We start from the raw sequence: 24,189 nt of genomic DNA on the forward strand, positions 1-24,189 counted from the left end.
GACGCGGGCCACCCGCCATCGCGGGCCGCGCGAGCGCCCCCGCTCCGTACCGCCTACGCCGCCGTCGCCAGCCAGCTGTCGATCTCCGTGATCAACCCGTCGCGGACCTGCGCCGGAGCCGCCGAACCACGCACCGACTGGCGGGCCAGCTCGGCCAGCTCCACGTCGGTGAACCCGTGGTGCGCGCGGGCCAGCTCGTACTGGGCGGCCAGCCGCGACCCGAACAGCAGCGGGTCGTCCGCGCCCAGCGCCATCGGCACCCCGGCGTCGAACAGCGCCCGCAACGGCACGTCCTCCGCCTTCTCGTAGACCCCCAGTGCCACGTTGGACGCCGGGCACACCTCGCAGGTGACCTGCCGGTCGGCCAGGCGACGCAGCAGCCGAGGGTCCTCCGCGGCCCGTACGCCGTGCCCCACGCGGGCCGCGCGCAGGTCGTCCAGGCAGTCGCGCACGCTGTTCGGACCGGCCAACTCGCCGCCGTGCGGCGCGGCCAACAGGCCACCCTCGCGGGCGATCGCGAACGCCCGGTCGAAGTCGCGCGCCAGGCCGCGCCGTTCGTCGTTGGAGAGCCCGAAACCCACGATGCCGCGATCCGCGTAGCGCACCGCGAGCCGGGCCAGGGTGCGCGCGTCCAGCGGGTGCTTCATCCGGTTGGCGGCCACCAGCACCCGCATGCCGAGGCCCGTCTCGCGCGCGGCGCTGTCCACCGCGTCCAGGATGATCTCCAGGGCCGGGATCAGCCCGCCGAGCCGGGGCGCGTACGAGGTCGGGTCGACCTGGATCTCCAGCCACCGCGAGCCGTCCCGCACGTCCTCCTCGGCCGCCTCGCGCACCAGCCGCTGGATGTCCTCCGGCGTCCGCAGGCACGAGCGCGCGATGTCGTACAGCCGCTGGAAGCGGAACCAGCCGCGCTCGTCGGTCGCCCGCAGCCGGGGCGGCTCACCGCCGCTGAGGGCCTCCGGCAGGTGAACGCCGTACTTGTCGGCCAGTTCGAGCAGCGTGTCCGTACGCATCGAGCCGGTGAAGTGCAGATGCAGATGGGCCTTGGGCAGCAGCCGCAGGTCGCGCCCGGCGGGCACGTCGACGGCACGCCCACCCGTGGCGGCGGAGGCGGGGAAGTGCAACATCCCCAGATCTTGCCGTATGCCCGACGCGCCCGGAAGCCGGATTCCCCGATCGGCACGGAGGCCGCACACGCGAACGGGCGCCCGGCGCGTGCCGGACGCCCGTTTGGAACGCCTGGGCCGCCGTGCGGCCCGGATGCCGCGTCAGCGCGCCTCGGCCAGCAGCTTCTGCATCCGCGCCACGCCCTCGGCCAGGTCCTCGTCGCCCAGCGCGTAGGACAGTCGCAGGTAGCCGGGGGTGCCGAACGCCTCGCCCGGCACGACAGCCACCTCGACCTCCTCCAGGATCAGCTCGGCCAGCTCCACCGACGTCGCCGGGCGCCTGCCACGGATCTCCTTGCCGAGCAGCGCCTTGACCGAGGGGTACGCGTAGAACGCGCCCTCGGGCACGGGGCACTCGACACCCTCGATCTCGTTCAGCATCCGCACGATCGTCTGACGCCGCCGGTCGAACGCCTCCCGCATCCGCGCCACCGCGTCCAGGTCGCCGGAGACCGCCGCGAGCGCCGCCCGCTGCGCCACGTTGGAGACGTTGGAGGTGGCGTGCGACTGGAGGTTGGTCGCGGCCTTGACGACGTCCTTGGGGCCGATCACCCAGCCCACCCGCCATCCGGTCATCGCGTACGTCTTGGCCACACCGTTGACCACGACGCACTTGTCCCGCAGCTCCGGCACGACCACCGGCAGCGAGGAGAACTCGGCGTCCCCGTAGACCAGGTGCTCGTAGATCTCGTCGGTCAGCACCCACAGGCCGTGCTCGACGGCCCAGCGCCCGATGGCCTCGACCTGCTCACGCGGGTAGACCGCGCCGGTCGGGTTCGACGGCGAGACGAAGAGGACGACCTTGGTCCGGTCGGTGCGCGCGGCCTCCAGCTGCTCGACGGAGACCCGGTACCCCGTCGTCTCGTCCGCGACCACCGGCACCGGCACGCCGCCCGCGAGCCGGATCGACTCGGGATAGGTGGTCCAGTACGGGGCGGGGACGATGACCTCGTCACCCGGGTCGAGGATGGCGGCGAACGCCTCGTAGATCGCCTGCTTCCCACCGTTGGTGATCAGCACCTGGGACGCCTCGACCTCGTACCCCGAGTCGCGCAGCGTCTTGGCGGCGATGGCGGCCTTGAGCTCGGGCAGCCCACCGGCCGGCGTGTAGCGGTGGTTCTTCGGGTCGCGGCAGGCTTCCACCGCGGCGTCGACGATGTAGTCGGGCGTCGGGAAGTCCGGCTCGCCCGCGCCGAATCCGATCACCGGACGCCCGGCGGCCTTGAGGGCCTTGGCCTTGGCGTCCACGGCGAGGGTGGCGGACTCGGAGATCGAACCGACGCGGACGGACACCCGACGGTCGGTGGGGGCGGTCTCTTGCGGAGTAGCAGCGCTCATGTCTGCATCGTCGCAGACCGCCCACGGGAGCGGCACAGGGGTTTGGTGGGCCGCCGCGCAGCCGAACGTTCGACGGTTGGCCGTTCAGCACGTACACTCATCCGTCGTCGGGTCCCAACAACCGTATCCGTCCACGAACTCCGTGGAACCGGCCGGATGCTGTACGTTGGGGGCCACAAAGGGTCGTAGCTCAATTGGTAGAGCACTGGTCTCCAAAACCAGCGGTTGGGGGTTCAAGTCCCTCCGGCCCTGCTACACACATCCAGCACCAACGGGTGTGTGCATGCGCAGAACTCAAATGCACCGCTGTGGGGCCGGTCCGGCACGCGGCACGGCCACGATCCGGATTCAGGTGAGGACGAGTGACGGAAGCCCTTGGCTCCACCGCAACGCCTGAAAGCGGTCGTCCCGAAGACGACGAGGCCGCCAAGAAGGGCCGCCGTGGTGGCAAGCGCGGGAAGAAGGGGCCATTCGGCCGCCTCGCGCTCTTCTATCGTCAGATCGTCGCGGAGCTGCGCAAGGTCGTCTGGCCTTCGCGTAACCAGCTCACGACGTACACCACCGTAGTGATCGTCTTCGTCGTCATCATGATCGGTCTTGTTACCGTGATTGACTACGGGTTCAACGAAGCCGTCAAGTACATCTTCGGCTGATCCCGCGTAGGGCACCGCGCACCTGTGCGGCGCCCCTATCGCACGTTCCACCCCTCTTGTAGCCAGGAAGAAGCAGCCACCGTGTCTGACCCGAACCTGAACGACGCCATCGAGCCCCGAGAGGGCGAGGAGGCTGCGGCGACGGCCGACCCGGCGGCTGCCCCGGTCGAGGAGGACGCCGCGCTCGACAGCGCCGAGGGGACGGACGTCGAGCAGGCCGATCAGGCGGAGACCGAGGGCGCCGCTGACGACGCGTCGGCCGAGGACGTCACCGAGGAGGCCGACGCCGAGGCGACCGACGAGGCCGCGGAGTCGGGCGAGACCGTCGAGGAAGCGGACGAGGCGGCCGAGGCCGTGGCCGAAGAGGTCGCCGTGGACCCGGTCGAGGCGCTGCGCGAGGAACTGCGCACGCTGCCCGGCGAGTGGTACGTCATCCACACCTACGCGGGTTACGAGAACCGTGTGAAGACCAACCTCGAGCAGCGCGCCGTCTCGCTCAACGTCGAGGACTACATCTTCCAGGCCGAGGTGCCGCAGGAGGAGGTCGTCCAGATCAAGAACGGCGACCGCCGCACGGTCCGGCAGAACAAGCTCCCCGGCTACGTCCTGGTCCGCATGGACCTGACGAACGAGTCCTGGGGTGTCGTGCGGAACACGCCGGGCGTCACCGGCTTCGTGGGCAACGCCTACGACCCGTACCCGCTGACCCTGGACGAGATCGTCAAGATGCTCGCCCCCGAGGCCGAGGAGGCCGCGGCCAAGGCCGCCGCCGCCGAGTCCGGCACCCCGATGCCGAGCCGCAAGGTCGAGGTCCAGGTCCTGGACTTCGAGGTGGGCGACTCGGTCACCGTCACCGACGGCCCGTTCGCGACGCTCCAGGCGACCATCAACGAGATCAACGCCGACTCGAAGAAGGTCAAGGGTCTCGTCGAGATCTTCGGCCGCGAGACGCCGGTCGAGCTCAGCTTCGACCAGATCCAGAAGAACTGATCCCCCGGATCACACAGCCACTGCCGAGCAGGTCGGAACGGCCCGTCCGAGGCGCCCGCAAGGGACTCGGGCAGCCCTTCTGACCTGCTCGGTTTTTGGCCGCATAGCTATACCCGTTATCGTTGTGCGGTATGCCTCCATCCGGAAGGTCGGATGGGCCAGGCGAAAACCTCTCACTTAGACCCGGAGAGAGCACATGCCTCCCAAGAAGAAGAAGGTCACGGGGCTTATCAAGCTCCAGATCCAGGCCGGCGCCGCCAACCCGGCTCCGCCGGTCGGCCCCGCCCTGGGTCAGCACGGCGTCAACATCATGGAGTTCTGCAAGGCCTACAACGCCGCGACCGAGTCGCAGCGTGGCATGGTCGTGCCGGTGGAGATCACGGTCTACGAGGACCGTTCCTTCACCTTCATCACCAAGACTCCGCCGGCCGCCAAGCTGATCCTCAAGGCCGCGGGCGTGGACAAGGGCTCCGGCGAGCCGCACAAGACGAAGGTCGCCAAGATCACCCGCGACCAGGTCCGTGACATCGCCACCGTGAAGATGCCCGACCTGAACGCCAACGACCTCGACGCCGCCGAGAAGATCATCGCGGGCACCGCCCGTTCGATGGGCGTCACGGTCGAGGGCTGAGCACCTCCACGTCCCCGGGGCCACGGCCCCACCAGTGGAAGGGCCAGGCGCTGGCCCGCACCACGACTCCATCCCTGACCCGCGGCGGCAGCCGTGGGTGTGACTACCAGGAGCAGCAGTGAAGCGCAGCAAGGCTCTCCGCGGCGCGGACGAGAAGATCGACCGGGAGCGGCTGTACGCCCCGCTCGAGGCCGTCCGTCTCGCCAAGGACACCAACAGCACCAAGTTCGACGCGACCGTCGAGGTCGCCATGCGTCTGGGCGTCGACCCGCGCAAGGCCGACCAGATGGTCCGCGGCACCGTGAACCTGCCGCACGGCACCGGCAAGACCGCCCGGGTCCTGGTCTTCGCGACCGGTGACCGTGCTGCCGCCGCGGAAGCCGCGGGCGCCGACATCGTCGGCTCCGACGAACTGATCGACGAGGTCTCCAAGGGCCGTCTCGACTTCGACGCCGTCGTCGCGACCCCGGACCTGATGGGCAAGGTCGGCCGCCTCGGCCGCGTGCTCGGCCCGCGTGGCCTGATGCCGAACCCGAAGACCGGCACCGTCACGCCGGACGTGGCCAAGGCCGTCACGGAGATCAAGGGCGGCAAGATCGAGTTCCGCGTCGACAAGCACTCGAACCTGCACTTCATCATCGGCAAGGTGTCGTTCGGTGAGCAGCAGCTGGTCGAGAACTACGCGGCGGCGCTGGAGGAGATCCTCCGTCTGAAGCCGTCCGCGGCCAAGGGCCGGTACATCAAGAAGGCCGCGGTGACCACCACCATGGGCGCGAGCATCCCGCTCGACTCCAACCGCACCCGCAACCTCCTCGTGGAGGACGAGACCGTCTGATCCTCGACGGTCCCAGCGCGCGAGCCCCGCATCTCATCTTCGTGGAGATGCGGGGCTCGCGCGTTGCGTCGCGGCGACCCTCGGCTACCCTGCTAGAGGATGTAAACAGAAGTTAAAGAGGGGGATGTGTGCGTAGTTCTCGGATGGCGGCACGGTGGGGCACCCGCACCGCGGCCGCGGTGGGTGGCCTGGCGCTGCTGGCGGGCCTGACGGCGTGTGGCAGCGAGTCCGGCGACAAGCGGGACGCGAAGAAGACGAACAGCAGCGAGGAGGCGGCGCCCGCCAAGAACGCGATAGCCGCGCTGCAGCTCGCCTCGCAGAGCACCAACAAGCAGCACTCGGCGAAGGTCGACGGCAACACCACGATGGCCGGCGCGACCTCCGAGATGTCCGGCGGCATGGACTGGTCGAACGGCATGCGCGCCTCGATGACCATCACGCAGAGCGGGGGCGCGGCGGAGCAGGCCGGCGCCAGCGGCCAGAAGCGGGAGGCCCGCTACACCCCCGACGCGATGTACATGAACCTCGGCGACGAGTTCGCCAAGACGCCGCAGGCCGGTGGCAAGCACTGGGTCAAGTACGACTACGCCACCCTCGCCGAGAAGGCCGGCCCCTCGGGCAAGTTCCTCAAGGACCAGATGCAGAACACGGACCCCGCGCGGGCCGTGCAGGTGCTGATCGCCACCGGCAAGGTGCGCGAGGTCGGCAAGGAGGACGTGCGGGGCACGAAGGCCACCCACTACACGGGCGTGGTGAACGTCTCCGAGCTCGCCCAGATGCAGTCCGAGGACCTGTCCAAGCAGGACCTGAGCGACCTCCAGGAGCAGCTCCAGCAGTCCGGCATGGAGACCGAGACCATCGACCTGTGGATCGACGGCGACAACCTCCTGGTCAAGAAGCGTGAGCAGGCCGACAGCAGCCAGGGCAAGTTCGACGCCACGGTCTTCTACTCCGACTACGGCACCCAGGTCAGCGTCGAGGAGCCGCCCGCCTCGGACACGCTGAACTTCGAAGAGGTCATGCAGCAGGGCTGACGGCACCGATTTGCCCGTTCGCGATTCGTTCGCGTACTCTTCCACAGAAGCCAAAGACCGCTGGTCGTCACGGTGTCTCGCGAGAGGCACGGTGACCGAAGGATTCCGCTAGCTGCGGACGGCCCGCGTAGGTGACTGTGGATGAGTTCCCGGAGTCTCTCCGGTTGAGCTACGCCCCGAGCGCCTACGCCGGGGCGTTTCGTTTTGCCCAGTCTCCTTCCTTCAGCCAGTGCGGTCCGATCACCCGGAAGGAGGCCGAGGCTCATGGCGAGGCCCGACAAGGCTGCCGCGGTTGCCGAGCTGACGGACAAGTTCCGCAGCTCCAACGCCGCAGTGGTCACGGCGTACACCGGCCTGAGTGTCGCGCAGCTCAAGGAGCTGCGACGCGCTCTCGGTGAGAACGCCCAGTACCGCGTGGCGAAGAACACGCTGACCAAGATCGCGGCCAACGAGGCCGGGATCACTTCGCTCGACGACCTGTTCAAGGGTTCGACGGCGATCGCCTTCGTCACCGGTGACCCGGTGGAGTCGGCGAAGGGTCTGCGCGACTTCGCCAAGGACAACCCGCATCTCGTCATCAAGGGCGGTGTCCTTGACGGCAAGCCGCTGACGGCTGACGAGATCAACAAGCTTGCGGAACTTGAGTCCCGCGAGGTTCTGCTCGCCAAGCTGGCGGGCGCCATGAAGGGCAAGCAGTCCCAGGCTGCCGCGCTCTTCCAGGCGCTTCCGTCGAAGTTCGTCCGCACCGCGGAAGCGCTTCGCGCCAAGCAGGCCGAGCAGGGCGGTGCCGAGTAATTCGGCTCACGCATTGACCGTCGCCCAGCGCGACGGTCGCAGCGGGCCCGTCTACGGAGCAATGCCGTCAGGCACACGCCCGCCGACATGTACATCCGGCACCAGCCGAATTAGTGGAAGGACCGCCATCATGGCGAAGCTCAGCCAGGAAGACCTGCTTGCCCAGTTCGAGGAGATGACCCTCCTTGAGCTCGCCGGCTTCGTGAAGGCCTTCGAGGAGAAGTTCGACGTCACCGCCGCCGCCCCGGCCGCCGTGGTCGCCGCGGGTGCCGCCGGTGGCGCCGCTGCCGAGGCCGTCGAGGAGAAGGACGAGTTCGACGTCATCCTCACCGGTGCGGGCGAGAAGAAGATCCAGGTCATCAAGGTCGTGCGTGAGCTGACCTCGCTGGGTCTGAAGGAGGCCAAGGACCTCGTCGACGGCACCCCGAAGCCGGTTCTGGAGAAGGTCAACAAGGAGGCCGCGGACAAGGCCAAGGAGTCCCTTGAGGGCGCCGGCGCCTCCGTCGAGGTCAAGTAAGACCTCACCCCTCCGCGCGCTGTCGCGCGTGGCCTGAGTCGCTGACTCGAGTGTTTCCAGGGCGATCACCCAAGCGGGTGGTCGCCCTGGCGCGTTCGGGCACGGGGTACGGTGTCTTGTCGGTCGGCTGTCGGTGCCTGCGGGTATGGTGATCTTCGTTCCTCCGCCGGTGTGCCTGTGATGATCTCGGCGCCCGGGTGGCCCTTGACGAACGGCACGTGGCGCGCAATTCTCAGGACGCGAGGTCGGGCCGGTCTCAGATCGGTCGACGACCCGAGGCATGGAACGAGCGCGAAGCGGGAAGCCTTGCCGCAGGCGTTGGAAGACGGCGTTGGAAGACAACGAGGGGGAGACCCCTCCCGGAGGGAGAGGTTGGCACTGCCAGTCTCCGGATATCCGCTCTGGACATCAGTGGGCCAAGTGGCTACACTGACCCTTTGCGCTGCCGTTTAGCTGCCCCCTGCCCGTCACCAGGGGCAAGCCCGCACGTGAGTACGCCGACCGAAACACCCTGACCAGGGATTTCTCTCTGTGTGCTCCGTAGGGGACCGGTATGCGCGTAGTGAGTCCGAGCCCTCGGAAGGACCCCCTCTTGGCCGCCTCGCGCAACGCCTCGACTGCCAATACGAACACCGGCGACAGCACTGCCCCGCTGCGCATCTCATTTGCGAAGATCAAGGAACCCCTCGGGGTCCCGAACCTCCTCGCGCTGCAGACCGAAAGCTTCGACTGGCTGCTCGGCAATGCCGCCTGGAAGGCTCGCGTCGAGGCCGCGTTGGAGAGTGGGCAGGACGTCCCCACCAAGTCCGGTCTGGAGGAGATCTTCGAGGAGATCTCCCCGATCGAGGACTTCTCCGGGTCGATGTCGCTCACGTTCCGTGACCACCGCTTCGAGCCCCCGAAGAACTCGATCGACGAGTGCAAGGAGCGCGACTTCACCTTCGCCGCGCCGCTCTTCGTCACCGCCGAGTTCACCAACAACGAGACCGGCGAGATCAAGTCGCAGACGGTCTTCATGGGCGACTTCCCGCTCATGACCAACAAGGGCACCTTCTGCATCAACGGCACCGAGCGTGTCGTCGTCTCGCAGCTGGTCCGCTCGCCGGGCGTCTACTTCGACAGCTCGATCGACAAGACCTCCGACAAGGACATCTTCACCGCCAAGATCATCCCGTCCCGGGGTGCCTGGCTGGAGATGGAGGTCGACAAGCGCGACATGGTCGGTGTGCGTATCGACCGTAAGCGCAAGCAGTCCGTCACCGTCCTGCTCAAGGCGCTCGGCTGGACCACCGAGCAGATCCTGGAGGAGTTCGGCGAGTACGAGTCCATGCGCGCCACCCTGGAGAAGGACCACACCCAGGGGCAGGACGACGCGCTGCTCGACATCTACCGCAAGCTGCGTCCGGGCGAGCCCCCCACGCGTGAGGCCGCGCAGACGCTCCTTGAGAACCTGTACTTCAACCCCAAGCGCTACGACCTCGCCAAGGTCGGCCGCTACAAGGTGAACAAGAAGCTCGGTGCCGACCAGCCGCTGGACGCCGGCGTGCTCACCACCGAGGACGTCATCGCGACGATCAAGTACCTGGTCAAGCTGCACGCGGGCGAGACCGAGACGGCCGGTGAGAGCGGCACCTCGATCGTCGTCGAGACCGACGACATCGACCACTTCGGCAACCGTCGTCTGCGTAACGTCGGCGAGCTCATCCAGAACCAGGTCCGTACCGGCCTGGCCCGGATGGAGCGCGTCGTGCGTGAGCGCATGACCACCCAGGACGTCGAGGCGATCACGCCGCAGACGCTGATCAACATCCGGCCGGTCGTCGCCTCCATCAAGGAGTTCTTCGGCACCAGCCAGCTGTCGCAGTTCATGGACCAGACCAACCCGCTGTCGGGCCTGACGCACAAGCGGCGTCTGTCGGCGCTCGGCCCCGGTGGTCTCTCCCGTGAGCGGGCCGGCTTCGAGGTCCGTGACGTGCACCCCTCGCACTACGGCCGGATGTGCCCGATCGAGACGCCGGAAGGCCCGAACATCGGTCTGATCGGCTCGCTCGCCTCCTACGGCCGGGTCAACGCCTTCGGCTTCGTCGAGACCCCGTACCGCAAGGTCACCGGTGGCCAGGTCACCGACGAGGTGGACTACCTGACGGCCGACGAGGAGGACCGCTTCGTCATCGCGCAGGCCAACGCGCCGCTCACCGACGAGCTGCGGTTCGCCGAGTCCCGCGTGCTGGTGCGCCGCCGTGGTGGCGAGGTCGACTACATCCCGGGCGAGGAGGTCGACTACATGGACGTCTCGCCGCGTCAGATGGTGTCGGTCGCCACCGCCATGATCCCCTTCCTCGAGCACGACGACGCCAACCGCGCGCTCATGGGCTCCAACATGATGCGCCAGGCTGTGCCGCTGATTAAGGCGGAGGCCCCGCTGGTGGGCACCGGCATGGAGTACCGCTGCGCGGTCGACGCCGGCGACGTCATCAAGGCCGAGAAGAACGGTGTCGTCCAGGAGGTGTCCGCCGACTACGTGACGGTGGCCAACGACGACGGCACGTACACGACCTACCGGGTCGCCAAGTTCTCCCGCTCCAACCAGGGCACCTCCTTCAACCAGAAGGTCGTCGTGGACGAGGGCGCCCGCGTGGTCACCGGTCAGGTGCTCGCCGACGGTCCCTCCACCGACGAGGGGGAGATGGCGCTCGGCAAGAACCTCCTGGTCGCGTTCATGCCGTGGGAGGGCCACAACTACGAGGACGCGATCATCCTCAGCCAGCGGCTGGTGCAGGACGACGTCCTCTCCTCGATCCACATCGAGGAGCACGAGGTCGACGCGCGCGACACCAAGCTCGGCCCCGAGGAGATCACCCGGGACATCCCGAACGTCTCCGAGGAGGTCCTGGCCGACCTCGACGAGCGCGGCATCATCCGCATCGGTGCCGAGGTCGTCGCGGGCGACATCCTGGTCGGCAAGGTCACCCCGAAGGGCGAGACCGAGCTGACCCCCGAGGAGCGGCTGCTGCGCGCGATCTTCGGTGAGAAGGCCCGTGAGGTCCGCGACACCTCGCTCAAGGTGCCGCACGGCGAGATCGGCAAGGTCATCGGCGTCCGCGTCTTCGACCGCGAGGAGGGCGACGAGCTGCCGCCCGGCGTCAACCAGCTCGTCCGTGTCTACGTCGCACAGAAGCGCAAGATCACCGACGGTGACAAGCTCGCCGGCCGCCACGGCAACAAGGGCGTCATCTCCAAGATCCTGCCGGTCGAGGACATGCCGTTCATGGAGGACGGCACCCCGGTCGACATCATCCTGAACCCGCTCGGCGTCCCGTCCCGAATGAACCCGGGACAGGTCCTGGAGATCCACCTCGGCTGGCTGGCCTCGCAGGGCTGGAAGGTCGACGGCGACGCGGAGTGGATGCGGCGTCTCCAGGCGATCGGCGCCGACGAGGTGGCCTCGGGCACCAACGTCGCGACCCCGGTCTTCGACGGCGCCCGCGAGGACGAGATCGCCGGTCTCTTCGAGGCCGCCATCCCGAACCGGGACGGCGAGCGGATGGTCCAGCCGTCCGGCAAGGCGCGGCTGTTCGACGGCCGCTCCGGCGAGCCGTTCCCGGACCCGGTCTCGGTCGGCTACATGTACATCCTCAAGCTGCACCACCTGGTGGACGACAAGCTGCACGCCCGCTCCACCGGCCCGTACAGCATGATCACCCAGCAGCCGCTGGGTGGTAAGGCCCAGTTCGGTGGCCAGCGATTCGGCGAGATGGAGGTGTGGGCGCTGGAGGCGTACGGCGCCGCGTACGCCCTCCAGGAGCTGCTGACCATCAAGTCCGACGACGTCACCGGTCGCGTGAAGGTCTACGAGGCCATCGTCAAGGGCGAGAACATCCCGGAGCCCGGCATCCCGGAGTCCTTCAAGGTGCTCATCAAGGAGATGCAGTCCCTGTGCCTGAACGTGGAGGTGCTCTCCTCGGACGGCATGTCCATCGAGATGCGTGACACTGACGAAGATGTCTTCCGCGCGGCGGAGGAGCTCGGAATCGACCTGTCCCGGCGCGAGCCGAGCAGCGTCGAAGAGGTCTGACGGGCCTGACCGGGGCACTCGCCCGGGTGCCCCGGTCGCCCAGGACCCGTACAGACCATGATGAAGAGCCCCAATTCTCGCTGACGCGAGGGGCACGACCCTGAAAGAGGGATTGACGACAAGTGCTCGACGTCAACTTCTTCGACGAGCTGCGGATCGGCCTGGCCACCGCGGACGACATTCGGCAGTGGTCCCACGGCGAGGTCAAGAAGCCGGAGACCATCAACTACCGCACCCTGAAGCCCGAGAAGGACGGACTCTTCTGCGAGAAGATCTTCGGCCCCACCCGGGACTGGGAGTGCTACTGCGGCAAGTACAAGCGCGTTCGCTTCAAGGGCATCATCTGCGAGCGCTGTGGCGTCGAGGTCACGCGCGCCAAGGTGCGCCGTGAGCGGATGGGCCACATCGAGCTGGCCGCCCCCGTCACCCACATCTGGTACTTCAAGGGCGTCCCGTCGCGCCTGGGCTACCTGCTCGACCTCGCGCCGAAGGACCTGGAAAAGGTCATCTACTTCGCCGCGTACATGATCACCTGGGTGGACGAGGAGCGCCGCACGCGCGACCTGCCCTCCCTGGAGGCGCACGTCTCCGTCGAGCGTCAGCAGGTCGAGCAGCGCCGCGACGCCGACCTGGAGGCCCGGGCCAAGAAGCTCGAGACCGACCTGGCCGAGCTGGAGGCCGAGGGCGCCAAGGCCGACGTGCGCCGCAAGGTGCGCGAGGGCGCCGAGCGCGAGATGAAGCAGCTCCGCGACCGTGCCCAGCGCGAGATCGACCGCCTGGACGAGGTGTGGAACCGCTTCAAGAACCTCAAGGTCCAGGACCTGGAGGGTGACGAGCTGCTCTACCGCGAGCTGCGGGACCGCTTCGGCACCTACTTCATGGGCGGCATGGGCGCCGCCGCGCTGCAGAAGCGCCTGGAGTCCTTCGACCTGGAGGAAGAGGCCGAGCGGCTGCGGGAGATCATCCGCACCGGCAAGGGCCAGAAGAAGACCCGTGCGCTCAAGCGCCTCAAGGTCGTCTCCGCGTTCCTGCAGACCCGCAACAGCCCCAACGGCATGGTTCTGGACTGCGTCCCGGTCATCCCGCCGGACCTGCGCCCGATGGTGCAGCTCGACGGTGGCCGCTTCGCGACCTCGGACCTGAACGACCTCTACCGTCGGGTCATCAACCGGAACAACCGTCTCAAGCGTCTCCTTGACCTCGGTGCCCCCGAGATCATCGTGAACAACGAGAAGCGGATGCTCCAGGAGGCCGTCGACGCGCTGTTCGACAACGGCCGCCGCGGCCGTCCGGTCACCGGCCCGGGCAACCGCCCGCTGAAGTCCCTGAGCGACATGCTCAAGGGCAAGCAGGGTCGATTCCGTCAGAACCTGCTCGGCAAGCGCGTCGACTACTCGGCCCGTTCGGTCATCGTCGTCGGCCCGCAGCTCAAGCTGCACCAGTGTGGTCTGCCCAAGGCCATGGCCCTCGAACTGTTCAAGCCGTTCGTGATGAAGCGCCTGGTGGACCTGAACCACGCGCAGAACATCAAGAGCGCCAAGCGAATGGTCGAGCGCGGTCGCACGGTCGTCTACGACGTGCTCGAAGAGGTCATCGCCGAACACCCGGTGCTCCTCAACCGTGCGCCGACCCTGCACCGCCTGGGCATCCAGGCCTTCGAGCCGCAGCTCGTCGAGGGCAAGGCCATCCAGATCCACCCGCTCGTGTGCACCGCGTTCAACGCGGACTTCGACGGCGACCAGATGGCCGTGCACCTGCCGCTGTCCGCGGAGGCGCAGGCCGAGGCCCGCATCCTGATGCTGTCCTCGAACAACATCCTCAAGCCCGCCGACGGCCGGCCGGTGACGATGCCGACCCAGGACATGGTCCTCGGTCTGTTCTTCCTCACCACCGACGAGGCGGAGCGCAAGACCGTCGGCGAGGGCCGGTCCTTCGGCTCCACCGCCGAGGCGATCATGGCGTTCGACAACCGGGAGCTCTCGCTCCAGGCCAAGGTGGACATCCGCTTCCCGGTCGGCACCATGCCGCCGCGGGGCTGGACCCCGCCGGAGCCCACCGAGGACGAGAACGGCGAGCTGGCTCGGCCGTACCAGCCGGGCGACAGCTTCCGGCTCACCACCTCGCTCGGCCGCGCGCTCTTCAACGAGCTGCTGCCCGAGGACTACCCGTTCGTCGACTACTCGGTGGGCAAGAAGCAGCTCTCCGAGATCGTCAACGACCTGGCGGAGCGCTACCCCAAGGTCATCGTGGCGGCGACGCTGGACAACCTGAAGGCGGCCGGTTTCCACTGGGCCACCCGCTCGGGCGTGACCGTCGCGTTCTCCGACATCCTCGGCCCGCCGGAGAAGCCGGCGATCCTGGACGAGTACGAGGCCAAGGCACTGCACGTCCAGAAGCAGTTCGAGCGCGGTCTGATCACGCGCGACGAGCGGCACCAGGAGCTCGTGGTCATCTGGAACAAGGCGACCAACGAGGTCTCCGAGGCCATGCAGCGCAACTTCCCGCGCACTAACCCGATCTTCATCATGATCGAGTCCGGCGCGCGTGGAAACATGATGCAGATGCGTCAGATCGCCGGTATGCGTGGTCTGGTGTCCAACGCCAAGAACGAGACCATCTCGCGTCCGATCAAGGCGTCCTACCGTGACGGCCTGTCCGTTCTCGAGTACTTCATCGCCACCCACGGTGCCCGTAAGGGCCTCGCGGACACCGCCCTGCGTACCGCCGACTCGGGTTACCTGACCCGTCGTCTGGTGGACGTCTCGCAGGACGTGATCATCCGCGAGGAGGACTGCGGCACCGAGCGCGGCCTGAAGCTGGCCATCGCCACCAAGGGCACGGACGGCGTGCTGCGCAAGACGGACGACGTCGAGACCAGCGTGTACGCGCGGATGCTCGCCGAGGACGTCGTGGTGGACGGCAAGGTCATCGCGCCGGCCAACGTCGACCTGGGCGATGTCCTCATCGACCAGCTCGTCAAGCACGGTGTGACCACGGTCAAGACCCGCTCGGTGCTCACCTGCGAGTCCGCCGTCGGCACCTGTGCCTTCTGCTACGGCCGCTCGCTGGCCACCGGCAAGCTCGTGGACATCGGCGAGGCCGTCGGCATCATCGCGGCCCAGTCCATCGGTGAGCCCGGCACCCAGCTCACGATGCGTACCTTCCACACCGGTGGTGTGGCCGGTGACGACATCACCCAGGGTCTGCCGCGTGTCGTCGAGCTCTTCGAGGCCCGTACGCCCAAGGGTGTCGCCCCCATCTCGGAGGCGGCCGGTCGGGTGCGCATCGAGGAGACCGAGAAGACCAAGAAGCTCGTCGTCACCCCGGACGACGGCTCCGAGGAGACCGCGTACGGCGTCTCCAAGCGAGCCCGACTCCTGGTCGGCGAGGGCGACCACGTCGAGGTGGGTCAGGCGCTGACGCTGGGTGCCACCAACCCGCACGACGTGCTGCGCATCCTCGGCCAGCGGGCCGTGCAGGTGCACCTGGTCGGCGAGGTCCAGAAGGTCTACAACTCGCAGGGTGTGTCGATCCACGACAAGCACATCGAGATCATCATCCGGCAGATGCTGCGCCGGGTGACGATCATCGAGTCCGGCGACGCGGAGCTGCTGCCGGGCGAGCTCGTGGAGCGCTCGCGCTTCGAGAACGAGAACCGTCGCGTGGTGCAGGAGGGTGGTCACCCGGCTTCGGGTCGTCCGCAGCTCATGGGCATCACCAAGGCGTCGCTGGCCACCGAGTCGTGGCTGTCGGCGGCGTCCTTCCAGGAGACGACCCGGGTGCTCACCGACGCGGCGATCAACGCCAAGTCGGACTCCCTGATCGGCCTCAAGGAGAACGTCATCATCGGCAAGCTCATCCCGGCCGGTACGGGCCTGTCCCGCTACCGCAACATCCGGGTCGAGCCGACCGAGGAGGCCAAGGCCGCGATGTACTCGGCCGTCGGCTACGACGACATCGACTACTCGCCCTTCGGGACGGGTTCGGGCCAGGCGGTTCCGCTGGAGGACTACGACTACGGTCCGTACAACCAGTAGGACCCGATCCGGCGTCAGGTCCGGGTGCGTGCCCGCTTCGGCGGGGCGTGACCGGGCCGGCCGGGGCGGCGCGAGAAGGCCGAAACCGCGGGGCGGTCATCCCAGTGTGGGATGACCGCCCCGCGGTTCGTCGTGGATGATGGAGGGAGCTGTCTAGCTGGGGGAGGTTTCTCAGGTGGCGTTCCAACCGTGGCAGGGCGGACAACCGGCCCAGCCGATGATCCAGTCACCGATGATGCGGGTCTCACACGCCGAGCGCGAGCGGGCGGTCGACGTGCTGAAGGCCGGCTTCGTCGAGGGGCGGCTGCCCCAGCCCGAGTACGAGCAGCGCATCACCCGGGCCTACCAGGCGCAGACGTACGGCGAACTCCAGGTGTTGGTCGCGGATCTTCCCCAAGGGCCGCTGTCCCAGGCGCAGTTCGTCCCGCGACCGATGGCGCCGGCGGTGCCGCAGACCTTCCTGCCGGCGCAGGCGCGGACTAACGGGAGCGCGACGGGTTCCCTGGTGTGCGGCATCCTCGGCACGATGGTCGGCGTCACCGCGATTCCGGCGGTGATCCTGGGGCACAAGGCGCGCGCCGAGATCCGCCGTACGGGGGAGCAGGGCGACGGGATGGCGATCGCGGGCCTGGTGCTCGGGTACGTGGTGATGGGCTTCGTGGCGTTGATGGTGCTGGCCGTGGTGTTGGCGGTCGCCCTCTGACCTGACCCGCCGACGGGGCTGTGACCTGGGCGGACGCGGACGGCGTCGCTGCTCGGCCGGTGTCCGTCGGCGGGGGGCTGCGCTGCCGGGCCGTGGGGCGGGGCGGGGGCGCGGCCGGTGTTCAGCGGCTGAGATGTGCTTTCGCGCGGGGAGCGGGCGCACTACGGTAAGCCGCAACGCCGTGAGCCGCCCGGCGTGTCCTACGCGTGTGCATTTGTTTTGACCGGAGCCGATGCGGTAGGTACGCTCTGACCTTGTGCCTGGCGTGTCCCTGGGCTCCCGTGCGCGCGCGCTTCCTCGGCTTCCGTCGAGGTGAGGTGTCCCGGACGGAGCTCGGAGGAGTACCCCCAAGTTTTTGGGGGTCCAAGGTGTTCTACACCAAACTCCGCACTCTTTCGCTCATCGCGGCGGTCTAGAGCGTGCGACACACCCGACCGCGTGGGTCGGAGAAACCCCAGGTTAGCTTTACTAGACGGCACACAGAAACCGGAGAAACGGTGCCTACGATCCAGCAGCTGGTCCGCAAGGGCCGGCAGGACAAGGTCGAGAAGAACAAGACGCCCGCGCTGGAGGGTTCCCCCCAGCGTCGTGGCGTCTGCACGCGTGTTTTCACGACCACCCCGAAGAAGCCGAACTCGGCCCTGCGTAAGGTCGCGCGTGTGCGTCTGACCAGCGGGATCGAGGTCACCGCTTACATTCCGGGTGAGGGCCACAACCTGCAGGAGCACTCGATCGTGCTCGTGCGTGGCGGTCGTGTGAAGGACCTGCCGGGCGTTCGCTACAAGATCATTCGTGGCTCGCTCGACACCCAGGGCGTCAAGAACCGCAAGCAGGCTCGCAGCCGCTACGGCGCCAAGAAGGAGAAGTAAGAATGCCTCGTAAGGGCCCCGCCCCGAAGCGCCCGGTCATCATCGACCCGGTCTACAGCTCTCCTCTTGTCACCTCCCTCATCAACAAGGTGCTGCTGAACGGCAAGCGCTCCACCGCTGAGCGCATCGTCTACGGCGCCATGGAGGGGCTGCGCGAGAAGACCGGCAACGACCCGGTCATCACGCTCAAGCGCGCGCTGGAGAACATCAAGCCGACCCTTGAGGTGAAGTCCCGCCGAGTCGGTGGCGCCACCTACCAGGTGCCGGTCGAGGTCAAGCCCGGCCGCGCCTCCACCCTCGCGCTGCGCTGGCTCGTGGGCTACTCGCGCGCCCGTCGCGAGAAGACCATGACCGAGCGTCTGATGAACGAGCTCCTGGACGCCAGCAACGGTCTGGGCGCCGCGGTCAAGCGTCGCGAGGACACCCACAAGATGGCCGAGTCCAACAAGGCCTTCGCGCACTACCGCTGGTAGTCGCTACCCCCATCGAGAACCGAGAGAAGACTGAGCCAGATGGCCACCACTTCACTTGACCTGGCCAGGGTCCGCAACATCGGGATCATGGCCCACATCGACGCGGGCAAGACGACGACCACCGAGCGGATTCTGTTCTACACCGGTGTGAGCTACAAGATCGGTGAGGTCCACGACGGCGCTGCCACGATGGACTGGATGGAGCAGGAGCAGGAGCGCGGCATCACGATCACGTCGGCCGCGACCACCTGTCACTGGCCGGTGAACAACGTCGACCACACCATCAACATCATCGACACCCCGGGCCACGTCGACTTCACCGTCGAGGTGGAGCGTTCGCTGCGCGTGCTCGACGGCGCCGTGACGGTGTTCGACGGTGTCGCCGGTGTGGAGCCGCAGTCCGAGACGGTCTGGCGTCAGGCCGACCGTTACAACGTTCCGCGCATCTGCTTCGTGAACAAGCTGGACCGCGTCGGTGCCGAGTTCCACCGCTGCGTCGACATGATCGTCGACCGTCTCGGTGCGACCCCGCTCGTCATGCAGCTGCCGATCGGCGCCGAGGCGGACTTCAAGGGCGTTGTCGACCTGGTCCGCATGAAGGCGCTCGTGTGGTCCGCGGATGCCGCCAAGGGTGAGATGTACGACACCCTGGACATCCCGGACACTCACACCGAGGCCGCGGCCGAGTGGCGCGACAAGCTCCTGGAGACCGCCGCCGAGGGCGACGAAGAGCTGATGGAGCTGTACCTGGAGGGCGAGGAGCCCACCGAGGAGCAGCTCATGGCCGGCATCCGCCGCGCCACCATCGCCGGCAACCTCACGCCGGTCTTCTGTGGCACCGCGTTCAAGAACAAGGGCGTCCAGCCCCTGCTCGACGCGGTGGTCGCCTACCTGCCGTCCCCCGTGGACGTCGAGGGCGTGACCGGCCACAAGGTCGACGACGAGGACACCGAGATCTTCCGCAAGGCCTCGGACGACGAGCCGTTCGCCGGCCTCGCCTTCAAGATCATGAGCGACCCGCACCTCGGGAAGCTCACCTTCGTCCGGATCTACTCCGGCCGCATGGACGCCGGCACCCAGGTGCTGAACTCCGTGAAGGGCAAGAAGGAGCGGATCGGCAAGATCTACCGGATGCACGCGAACAAGCGTGAGGAGATCGACAGCGTGGGTGCCGGCGACATCGTCGCCGTCATGGGTCTCAAGCAGACCACCACCGGCGAGACCCTCTGCGACGCTGGCAACCCGGTGATCCTGGAGTCCATGAACTTCCCGGCCCCGGTGATCCAGGTCGCCATCGAGCCGAAGTCCAAGGGTGACCAGGAGAAGCTGGGTATCGCCATCCAGCGCCTCGCCGAGGAGGACCCGTCCTTCCAGGTCCACACCGACGAGGAGACCGGCCAGACCATCATCGCGGGTATGGGCGAGCTGCACCTCGACGTGCTGGTCGACCGTATGAAGCGCGAGTTCAAGGTCGAGGCCAACGTCGGCAAGCCGCAGGTCGCGTACCGCGAGACGCTGCGCAAGGCCGTCGAGCGGATCGACTACACGCACAAGAAGCAGACTGGTGGTTCCGGCCAGTTCGCCAAGGTGCAGATCGCGATCGAGCCGCTTGAGGGCGACGGATACGAGTTCGTGAACAAGGTCACCGGTGGCCGCATCCCGCGGGAGTACATCCCGTCCGTGGACGCGGGCTGCCAGGAGGCCCTGGAGTTCGGCGTGCTGGCCGGCTACCCGCTGACCGGCGTGAAGGTGACGCTGCTCGACGGCGCCTACCACGAGGTCGACTCCTCCGAGCTCGCGTTCAAGATCGCTGGCTCCATGGCGTTCAAGGAGGGTGCTCGCAAGGCGTCGCCGGCTCTGCTGGAGCCGATGATGGCCGTCGAGGTCATCACTCCCGAGGACTACATGGGCGACGTCATCGGCGACATCAACTCCCGCCGTGGACAGATCCAGTCCATGGAGGACCGCAGCGGCGCCAAGGTCGTCAAGGGCCTGGTTCCGCTCTCGGAGATGTTCGGCTACGTCGGTGACCTGCGGAGCAAGACCTCCGGTCGTGCGAGCTACTCCATGCAGTTCGACTCCTACGCCGAGGTTCCGCGGAACGTCGCCGAGGAGATCATCGCGAAGGTCAAGGGCGAGTAACGAGGGACCGTCCCCGCAGCAGCGGGGATGAGCCCACTCCGTTGCTCAGCCTTTAGGCTGGAGCAAAGGCATCGGGGCATTCCGCCACAGAACGCACCACGCGTCCTGTGGCGGGGCCCCGGGTGCCGGCCCCCAAGCGAATACGGCCAAGGGCATCCCCTCGGGGTCCTGGTCGGTTCGGTAAGACCACCTGAACCCATCCGCACCGTGTGGATGGAGTACAGCACCAGTCCACAGGAGGACCCCAGTGGCGAAGGCGAAGTTCGAGCGGACTAAGCCGCACGTCAACATCGGCACCATCGGTCACATCGACCACGGTAAGACGACGCTTACCGCGGCGATCACCAAGGTGCTGCACGACGCGTACCCGGACCTGAACGAGGCCTCGGCCTTCGACCAGATCGACAAGGCTCCTGAGGAGCGCCAGCGCGGTATCACCATCTCCATCGCGCACGTCGAGTACCAGACCGAGTCGCGTCACTACGCCCACGTTGACTGCCCGGGTCACGCGGACTACATCAAGAACATGATCACCGGTGCCGCCCAGATGGACGGCGCGATCCTCGTGGTCGCCGCGACCGACGGTCCGATGCCGCAGACCAAGGAGCACGTGCTCCTCGCCCGCCAGGTGGGCGTGCCGTACATCGTTGTCGCCCTGAACAAGGCCGACATGGTGGACGACGAGGAGATCATGGAGCTCGTCGAGCTTGAGGTTCGCGAGCTGCTCTCCGAGTACGAGTTCCCGGGCGACGACCTGCCGGTCGTCAAGGTTTCCGCGCTCAAGGCCCTCGAGGGCGACGCGGAGTGGGGCAAGTCCGTCCTCGACCTGATGAAGGCCGTCGACGAGTCGATCCCGCAGCCCGAGCGCGACGTCGACAAGCCGTTCCTGATGCCGATCGAGGACGTCTTCACGATCACCGGTCGTGGCACCGTCGTCACCGGTCGTATCGAGCGAGGCATCCTGAAGGTCAACGAGACCGTTGACATCATCGGGATCAAGCAGGAGAAGACCACCACCACGGTCACCGGCATCGAGATGTTCCGCAAGCTGCTCGACGAGGGCCAGGCCGGTGAGAACGTCGGTCTGCTCCTCCGTGGCATCAAGCGCGAGGACGTCGAGCGCGGCCAGGTCATCATCAAGCCCGGTTCGGTCACGCCGCACACCGAGTTCGAGGCCCAGGCCTACATCCTGTCGAAGGACGAGGGTGGCCGTCACACCCCGTTCTTCAACAACTACCGCCCCCAGTTCTACTTCCGTACCACGGACGTGACGGGCGTGGTGACCCTCCCCGAGGGCACCGAGATGGTCATGCCGGGCGACAACACCGAGATGTCCGTCCAGCTCATCCAGCCGGTCGCCATGGAAGAGGGCCTGAAGTTCGCCATCCGTGAGGGTGGCCGGACGGTGGGCGCCGGTCAGGTCACGAAGATCAACAAGTGATCTGATCCTTCCGCTCCCCAGCCGGCCCCGCCTCCGGGCGAGGCCGGCTCCGGACCGGGACCGTCTCCGCGGCGGCCCCGCCCGAGCCGACGCCTCCGCGTGAGGCACGCTGACCGGAGCGGAAGGCCGCGCGCCCGCGCGGCACACCGACCTGGGCCCCACTCGCTTCACCGCGAGTGGGGCCCAGGTCTTTTGCGTGGGCGAGGGGAGGGGAGGCCCGCCCCCGGCGCGGTGCGGCGCGGCCCCATGAGCCCGCCACACGCCGCCCTCGCGCGCCGGGAGCCTTACGCCTGGCCGGTGGGGCGGGGTTGCCAGAGCCAGGGCGTGGCGGCGGGGGAGAGGCCGACGACGCGGGTCGGCGCGGCGCTCGGGCCGGGTGGCACCAGCGCCGGCAGGCCCACCGGCTGGAGCCGGTGCGGGGAGCGCAGCGGCCGGGCGGTCGGGCCCGAGCCGTACCGCAGGATCGCCTCGCCGTCCCGGCCGCGCCCGAGTACGACCGGTCCGGGCGCCTCGGCGTCAGTGTCGAGGGGGGCGTACGAGGTGCTCAGCGGCCCGTATCCGGCGAAGCCGCGCAGCGGCGTGGCGCGCGTGCGCGCACGGCCGGCGCCGATCGTGTAACTGACCGGTTCGGTCGCGGCGGGGGAGCGGTAGGTCACCAGCAGGGCGCCGGAGGGGGTCAGGGTGGCGGCCGGCTGCTCGCCGGGGACCGGCAGTCCGGTGGCCGGCCGAGCGCTGACCGGCTGGCCGGCCCCGGGCTGGGCCCAGTGCCGCAGTCCGCCGCGCCCCGCCGCGAAGACGTGCACCAGGCCGTGGGCGTCGAGCGTCGCGCTCAGCCCGTCCTGGATCTCGTCGACCTCGGCGACGGGCGGCGAGCCGGCACCGGGCGCCCCCGCGTCGGGCAGCGGCTGCCAGGGTGACCAGGAGCCGCGCGCGTCGCGTACGCGGGTGGCCAGCCCCTTGTCGGCCGTACGGGCGAACAGGTGCACCTGGCCGTCCGGGGTCGCGATCGCGACCGGGCAGCCCACGCGGCGGCCCCGCTCGGGGGTCTCGTCCGGGGTGCCGAGCCCGCGCCAGGGGCGGAACGGGCCGTCCGCGACGCGCTGCTCAAGGACCACCAACTCCCGCGTGTTGGCGCCTCCTTGGCCCTCCAGGGCGGCGAAGCGCAGCGCGAAGACCAGCTGGCGGCCGGCCCGGTCGACCACCGCGCACAGCGAGGGGGCCAGCGGCCCGCCGCCGAGGTTGCCGGGGGCGCCCCAGCGACCGCTGCCGGGCGCGGTCTCGCGCCAGCGCACCGCCTGGGTGCCGAGCACGCCGTACGCGACCAGCCGGCCGTCGCGCTCGGTGAGGGGGGCCAGCCGGGGGCCGGGGTGGCGGTAGTGGGTGCTGCGGACCCAGCCCTTGCGGTTGCGCAGCGGGCGGGTGCCGCCCTGGCCGTAGTCGCCGCAGCCCGCCGTGTTGCCGCACCGCCAGTCGGGGCTGCCGCCGTACGCGGCCAGGAAGCGGGCCTTGTCGCCCACGACGTCGCCCGGCAGGTTGTGCGGCCAGCGCTGGTTGTAGTAGCCGCGGAAGGCGGTGGTGGAGAAGCGCGGGGCGCGACCGTCGCGGCGCGCGGCGTCGCCGGCCCACTGGAACATGGCCTTCCAGGCGAACAGCGCGACCGGCGTGTGGTCGCGGTGGTCGGAACAGCCCGGCTGGTCGCTGTCGCGCCGGTGCCTGGCGTCGTGGACCTGGAAGTCCGGATCGGGGTCCAGGGTGTGGATGAGGGTGGGGCGGAAGTGGTCCATGAGGTGCACGAGGACATCGACCAGCGATGCGTGCCGGTAGGTGCTGACGCGGCGCAGCGGCGACCCGGTCGGCAGCAGGGTCTCCATGGTGGTGCCGGGCACGTCCCACAGGTGGGGCGTGCGTGAGCCGTCGGCGGAGAGCGTGGCGATGTTGAGGAAGATCAGCCGCACCGAACGGCCGCCCTGCGCGAGGACGTTGCTCTCGGCGCTCAGCCCGCCCGGCAGGTCGAGCACCGAGCGCTGCCAGCGGGTGAACCGGTGCATCCCGAGCATCTCGGCGTACGCCTGGCGCAGTCCCTGCTGGCGGGAGGAGGTGTAGCCGGGCTTGTCGGCGGGTGGCAGCGGGCGGCCCGGCGCGTTGTTGACGCCCAGCGCCTCGCCCGCGGTGACGTAGACGGAGACCACCGGGACGCCGGCGTCCAGCACGTGCCGGGCGTCCGGGTTCATGAAGTACAGGTCGTCGTCCGGGTGCGCCAGGACCTGGAGGAGCAGCGCGTCCTTGTCGCCGGTGACCGAGGTGAACGGCTCCGCCGCGTGTGGGTCGACCGAGCGCACGGGGGTGAGAGGGCCGCCCGGGAGCGTCGTCGGGGCGGCGAGGGTGTCCGGGGCCCGGCCGCCGACGACGCCAGCCGCCGTGAGGGCCGCCAGGGCCGCCACCACCTGCCGTCGTCCGGGCGGTGACCACGGGGTCGTGCTTTTCACCTGC

Annotated in this window: 17 protein-coding genes and 1 tRNA gene; 15 read left to right on the forward strand and 3 right to left on the reverse strand. The window is 68.5% G+C overall.

The features are described 5' to 3' along the window. Positions 1–53: 53 nt before the first annotated feature. Together ACFVFR_RS22720 and ACFVFR_RS22725 are read right to left on the reverse strand one after the other, a co-directional pair. Complete coding sequence (locus ACFVFR_RS22720; protein WP_383704548.1) at positions 54–1,127, reverse strand: adenosine deaminase; 1,074 nt, start codon at positions 1,125–1,127, stop codon at positions 54–56. 141 nt (positions 1,128–1,268) lie between these two features. Continuing rightward, entirely contained in the window at positions 1,269–2,504 is a 1,236-nt protein-coding gene (locus tag ACFVFR_RS22725; RefSeq protein ID WP_383704550.1) for a pyridoxal phosphate-dependent aminotransferase, read from the reverse strand. A 179-nt stretch (positions 2,505–2,683) separates the two neighbouring features. On the opposite strand from ACFVFR_RS22725, the gene ACFVFR_RS22730 reads away from it, so the two are divergent. The 15 genes from ACFVFR_RS22730 to tuf all read left to right on the forward strand — a co-directional run bounded on the left by ACFVFR_RS22730 (position 2,684) and on the right by tuf (position 21,699). Continuing rightward, positions 2,684–2,756, forward strand: a tRNA-Trp gene (locus tag ACFVFR_RS22730). 110 nt (positions 2,757–2,866) lie between these two features. Next, positions 2,867–3,157 carry a preprotein translocase subunit SecE gene (gene secE, locus ACFVFR_RS22735; protein WP_383704552.1) on the forward strand — a complete coding sequence of 97 codons (291 nt, stop codon included), beginning with the start codon at positions 2,867–2,869 and terminating at the stop codon, positions 3,155–3,157. Positions 3,158–3,238: 81 nt separating this feature from the next. Then, positions 3,239–4,147 (forward strand): transcription termination/antitermination protein NusG, encoded by a 909-nt coding sequence (gene nusG, locus ACFVFR_RS22740; RefSeq protein ID WP_383704554.1) that lies wholly within the window; start codon positions 3,239–3,241, stop codon positions 4,145–4,147. A gap of 196 nt (positions 4,148–4,343) precedes the next feature. Beyond that, complete coding sequence (gene rplK, locus ACFVFR_RS22745) at positions 4,344–4,778, forward strand: 50S ribosomal protein L11 (RefSeq protein ID WP_383704556.1); 435 nt, start codon at positions 4,344–4,346, stop codon at positions 4,776–4,778. A gap of 118 nt (positions 4,779–4,896) precedes the next feature. Beyond that, positions 4,897–5,613 carry a 50S ribosomal protein L1 gene (gene rplA, locus ACFVFR_RS22750; RefSeq protein WP_383704558.1) on the forward strand — a complete coding sequence of 239 codons (717 nt, stop codon included), beginning with the start codon at positions 4,897–4,899 and terminating at the stop codon, positions 5,611–5,613. Between the two features lie 128 nt (positions 5,614–5,741). Further along, entirely contained in the window at positions 5,742–6,647 is a 906-nt protein-coding gene (locus ACFVFR_RS22755; RefSeq protein WP_383704560.1) for a hypothetical protein, read from the forward strand. A 264-nt stretch (positions 6,648–6,911) separates the two neighbouring features. Then, a complete protein-coding gene (gene rplJ / locus ACFVFR_RS22760) occupies positions 6,912–7,442 on the forward strand; it encodes a 50S ribosomal protein L10 (protein WP_383704562.1) in 531 nt (176 codons plus the stop codon). 130 nt (positions 7,443–7,572) lie between these two features. Then, positions 7,573–7,959: a 50S ribosomal protein L7/L12 gene (rplL, locus tag ACFVFR_RS22765; RefSeq protein ID WP_383704564.1), complete on the forward strand. Its 387-nt coding sequence runs from the start codon at positions 7,573–7,575 to the stop codon at positions 7,957–7,959. A gap of 592 nt (positions 7,960–8,551) precedes the next feature. Then, positions 8,552–12,034, forward strand: a complete 3,483-nt coding sequence (gene rpoB / locus ACFVFR_RS22770) for a DNA-directed RNA polymerase subunit beta (RefSeq protein ID WP_383704566.1) — start codon at positions 8,552–8,554, stop codon at positions 12,032–12,034. A 122-nt stretch (positions 12,035–12,156) separates the two neighbouring features. Then, positions 12,157–16,071 (forward strand): DNA-directed RNA polymerase subunit beta', encoded by a 3,915-nt coding sequence (locus tag ACFVFR_RS22775; protein WP_383704568.1) that lies wholly within the window; start codon positions 12,157–12,159, stop codon positions 16,069–16,071. 235 nt (positions 16,072–16,306) lie between these two features. Beyond that, positions 16,307–16,774 carry a DUF1707 and DUF4190 domain-containing protein gene (locus tag ACFVFR_RS22780; RefSeq protein ID WP_383704685.1) on the forward strand — a complete coding sequence of 156 codons (468 nt, stop codon included), beginning with the start codon at positions 16,307–16,309 and terminating at the stop codon, positions 16,772–16,774. A 497-nt stretch (positions 16,775–17,271) separates the two neighbouring features. Next, positions 17,272–17,643: a 30S ribosomal protein S12 gene (gene rpsL / locus ACFVFR_RS22785; protein WP_003948652.1), complete on the forward strand. Its 372-nt coding sequence runs from the start codon at positions 17,272–17,274 to the stop codon at positions 17,641–17,643. A 2-nt stretch (positions 17,644–17,645) separates the two neighbouring features. Then, positions 17,646–18,116, forward strand: a complete 471-nt coding sequence (gene rpsG / locus ACFVFR_RS22790) for a 30S ribosomal protein S7 (RefSeq protein WP_176163495.1) — start codon at positions 17,646–17,648, stop codon at positions 18,114–18,116. Between the two features lie 39 nt (positions 18,117–18,155). Beyond that, complete coding sequence (fusA, locus tag ACFVFR_RS22795; RefSeq protein WP_383704571.1) at positions 18,156–20,258, forward strand: elongation factor G; 2,103 nt, start codon at positions 18,156–18,158, stop codon at positions 20,256–20,258. Positions 20,259–20,505: 247 nt separating this feature from the next. Further along, entirely contained in the window at positions 20,506–21,699 is a 1,194-nt protein-coding gene (gene tuf / locus ACFVFR_RS22800) for an elongation factor Tu (protein WP_176163497.1), read from the forward strand. Between the two features lie 284 nt (positions 21,700–21,983). Here tuf and ACFVFR_RS22805 read toward each other — a convergent pair whose 3' ends face one another. Further along, complete coding sequence (locus ACFVFR_RS22805) at positions 21,984–24,185, reverse strand: PIG-L family deacetylase (protein ID WP_383704573.1); 2,202 nt, start codon at positions 24,183–24,185, stop codon at positions 21,984–21,986. Positions 24,186–24,189 lie beyond the last annotated feature (4 nt).

Origin of the sequence: Streptomyces sp. NPDC057702 (assembly GCF_042799315.1) — a bacterium.
GTDB lineage: Bacteria > Actinomycetota > Actinomycetes > Streptomycetales > Streptomycetaceae > Streptomyces.

Coding starts and splice junctions, on each gene's coding strand:
- ACFVFR_RS22725 (WP_383704550.1), bottom strand. CDS start 2,504: ATGAGCGCTGCTACTCCGCAAGAGACCGCCCCCACCGACCGTCGGGTG.
- ACFVFR_RS22780 (WP_383704685.1), top strand. CDS start 16,307: ATGCGGGTCTCACACGCCGAGCGCGAGCGGGCGGTCGACGTGCTGAAG.
- rpsG (WP_176163495.1), top strand. CDS start 17,646: ATGCCTCGTAAGGGCCCCGCCCCGAAGCGCCCGGTCATCATCGACCCG.
- rplK (WP_383704556.1), top strand. CDS start 4,344: ATGCCTCCCAAGAAGAAGAAGGTCACGGGGCTTATCAAGCTCCAGATC.
- rplJ (WP_383704562.1), top strand. CDS start 6,912: ATGGCGAGGCCCGACAAGGCTGCCGCGGTTGCCGAGCTGACGGACAAG.
- ACFVFR_RS22720 (WP_383704548.1), bottom strand. CDS start 1,127: ATGTTGCACTTCCCCGCCTCCGCCGCCACGGGTGGGCGTGCCGTCGAC.
- fusA (WP_383704571.1), top strand. CDS start 18,156: ATGGCCACCACTTCACTTGACCTGGCCAGGGTCCGCAACATCGGGATC.
- rplL (WP_383704564.1), top strand. CDS start 7,573: ATGGCGAAGCTCAGCCAGGAAGACCTGCTTGCCCAGTTCGAGGAGATG.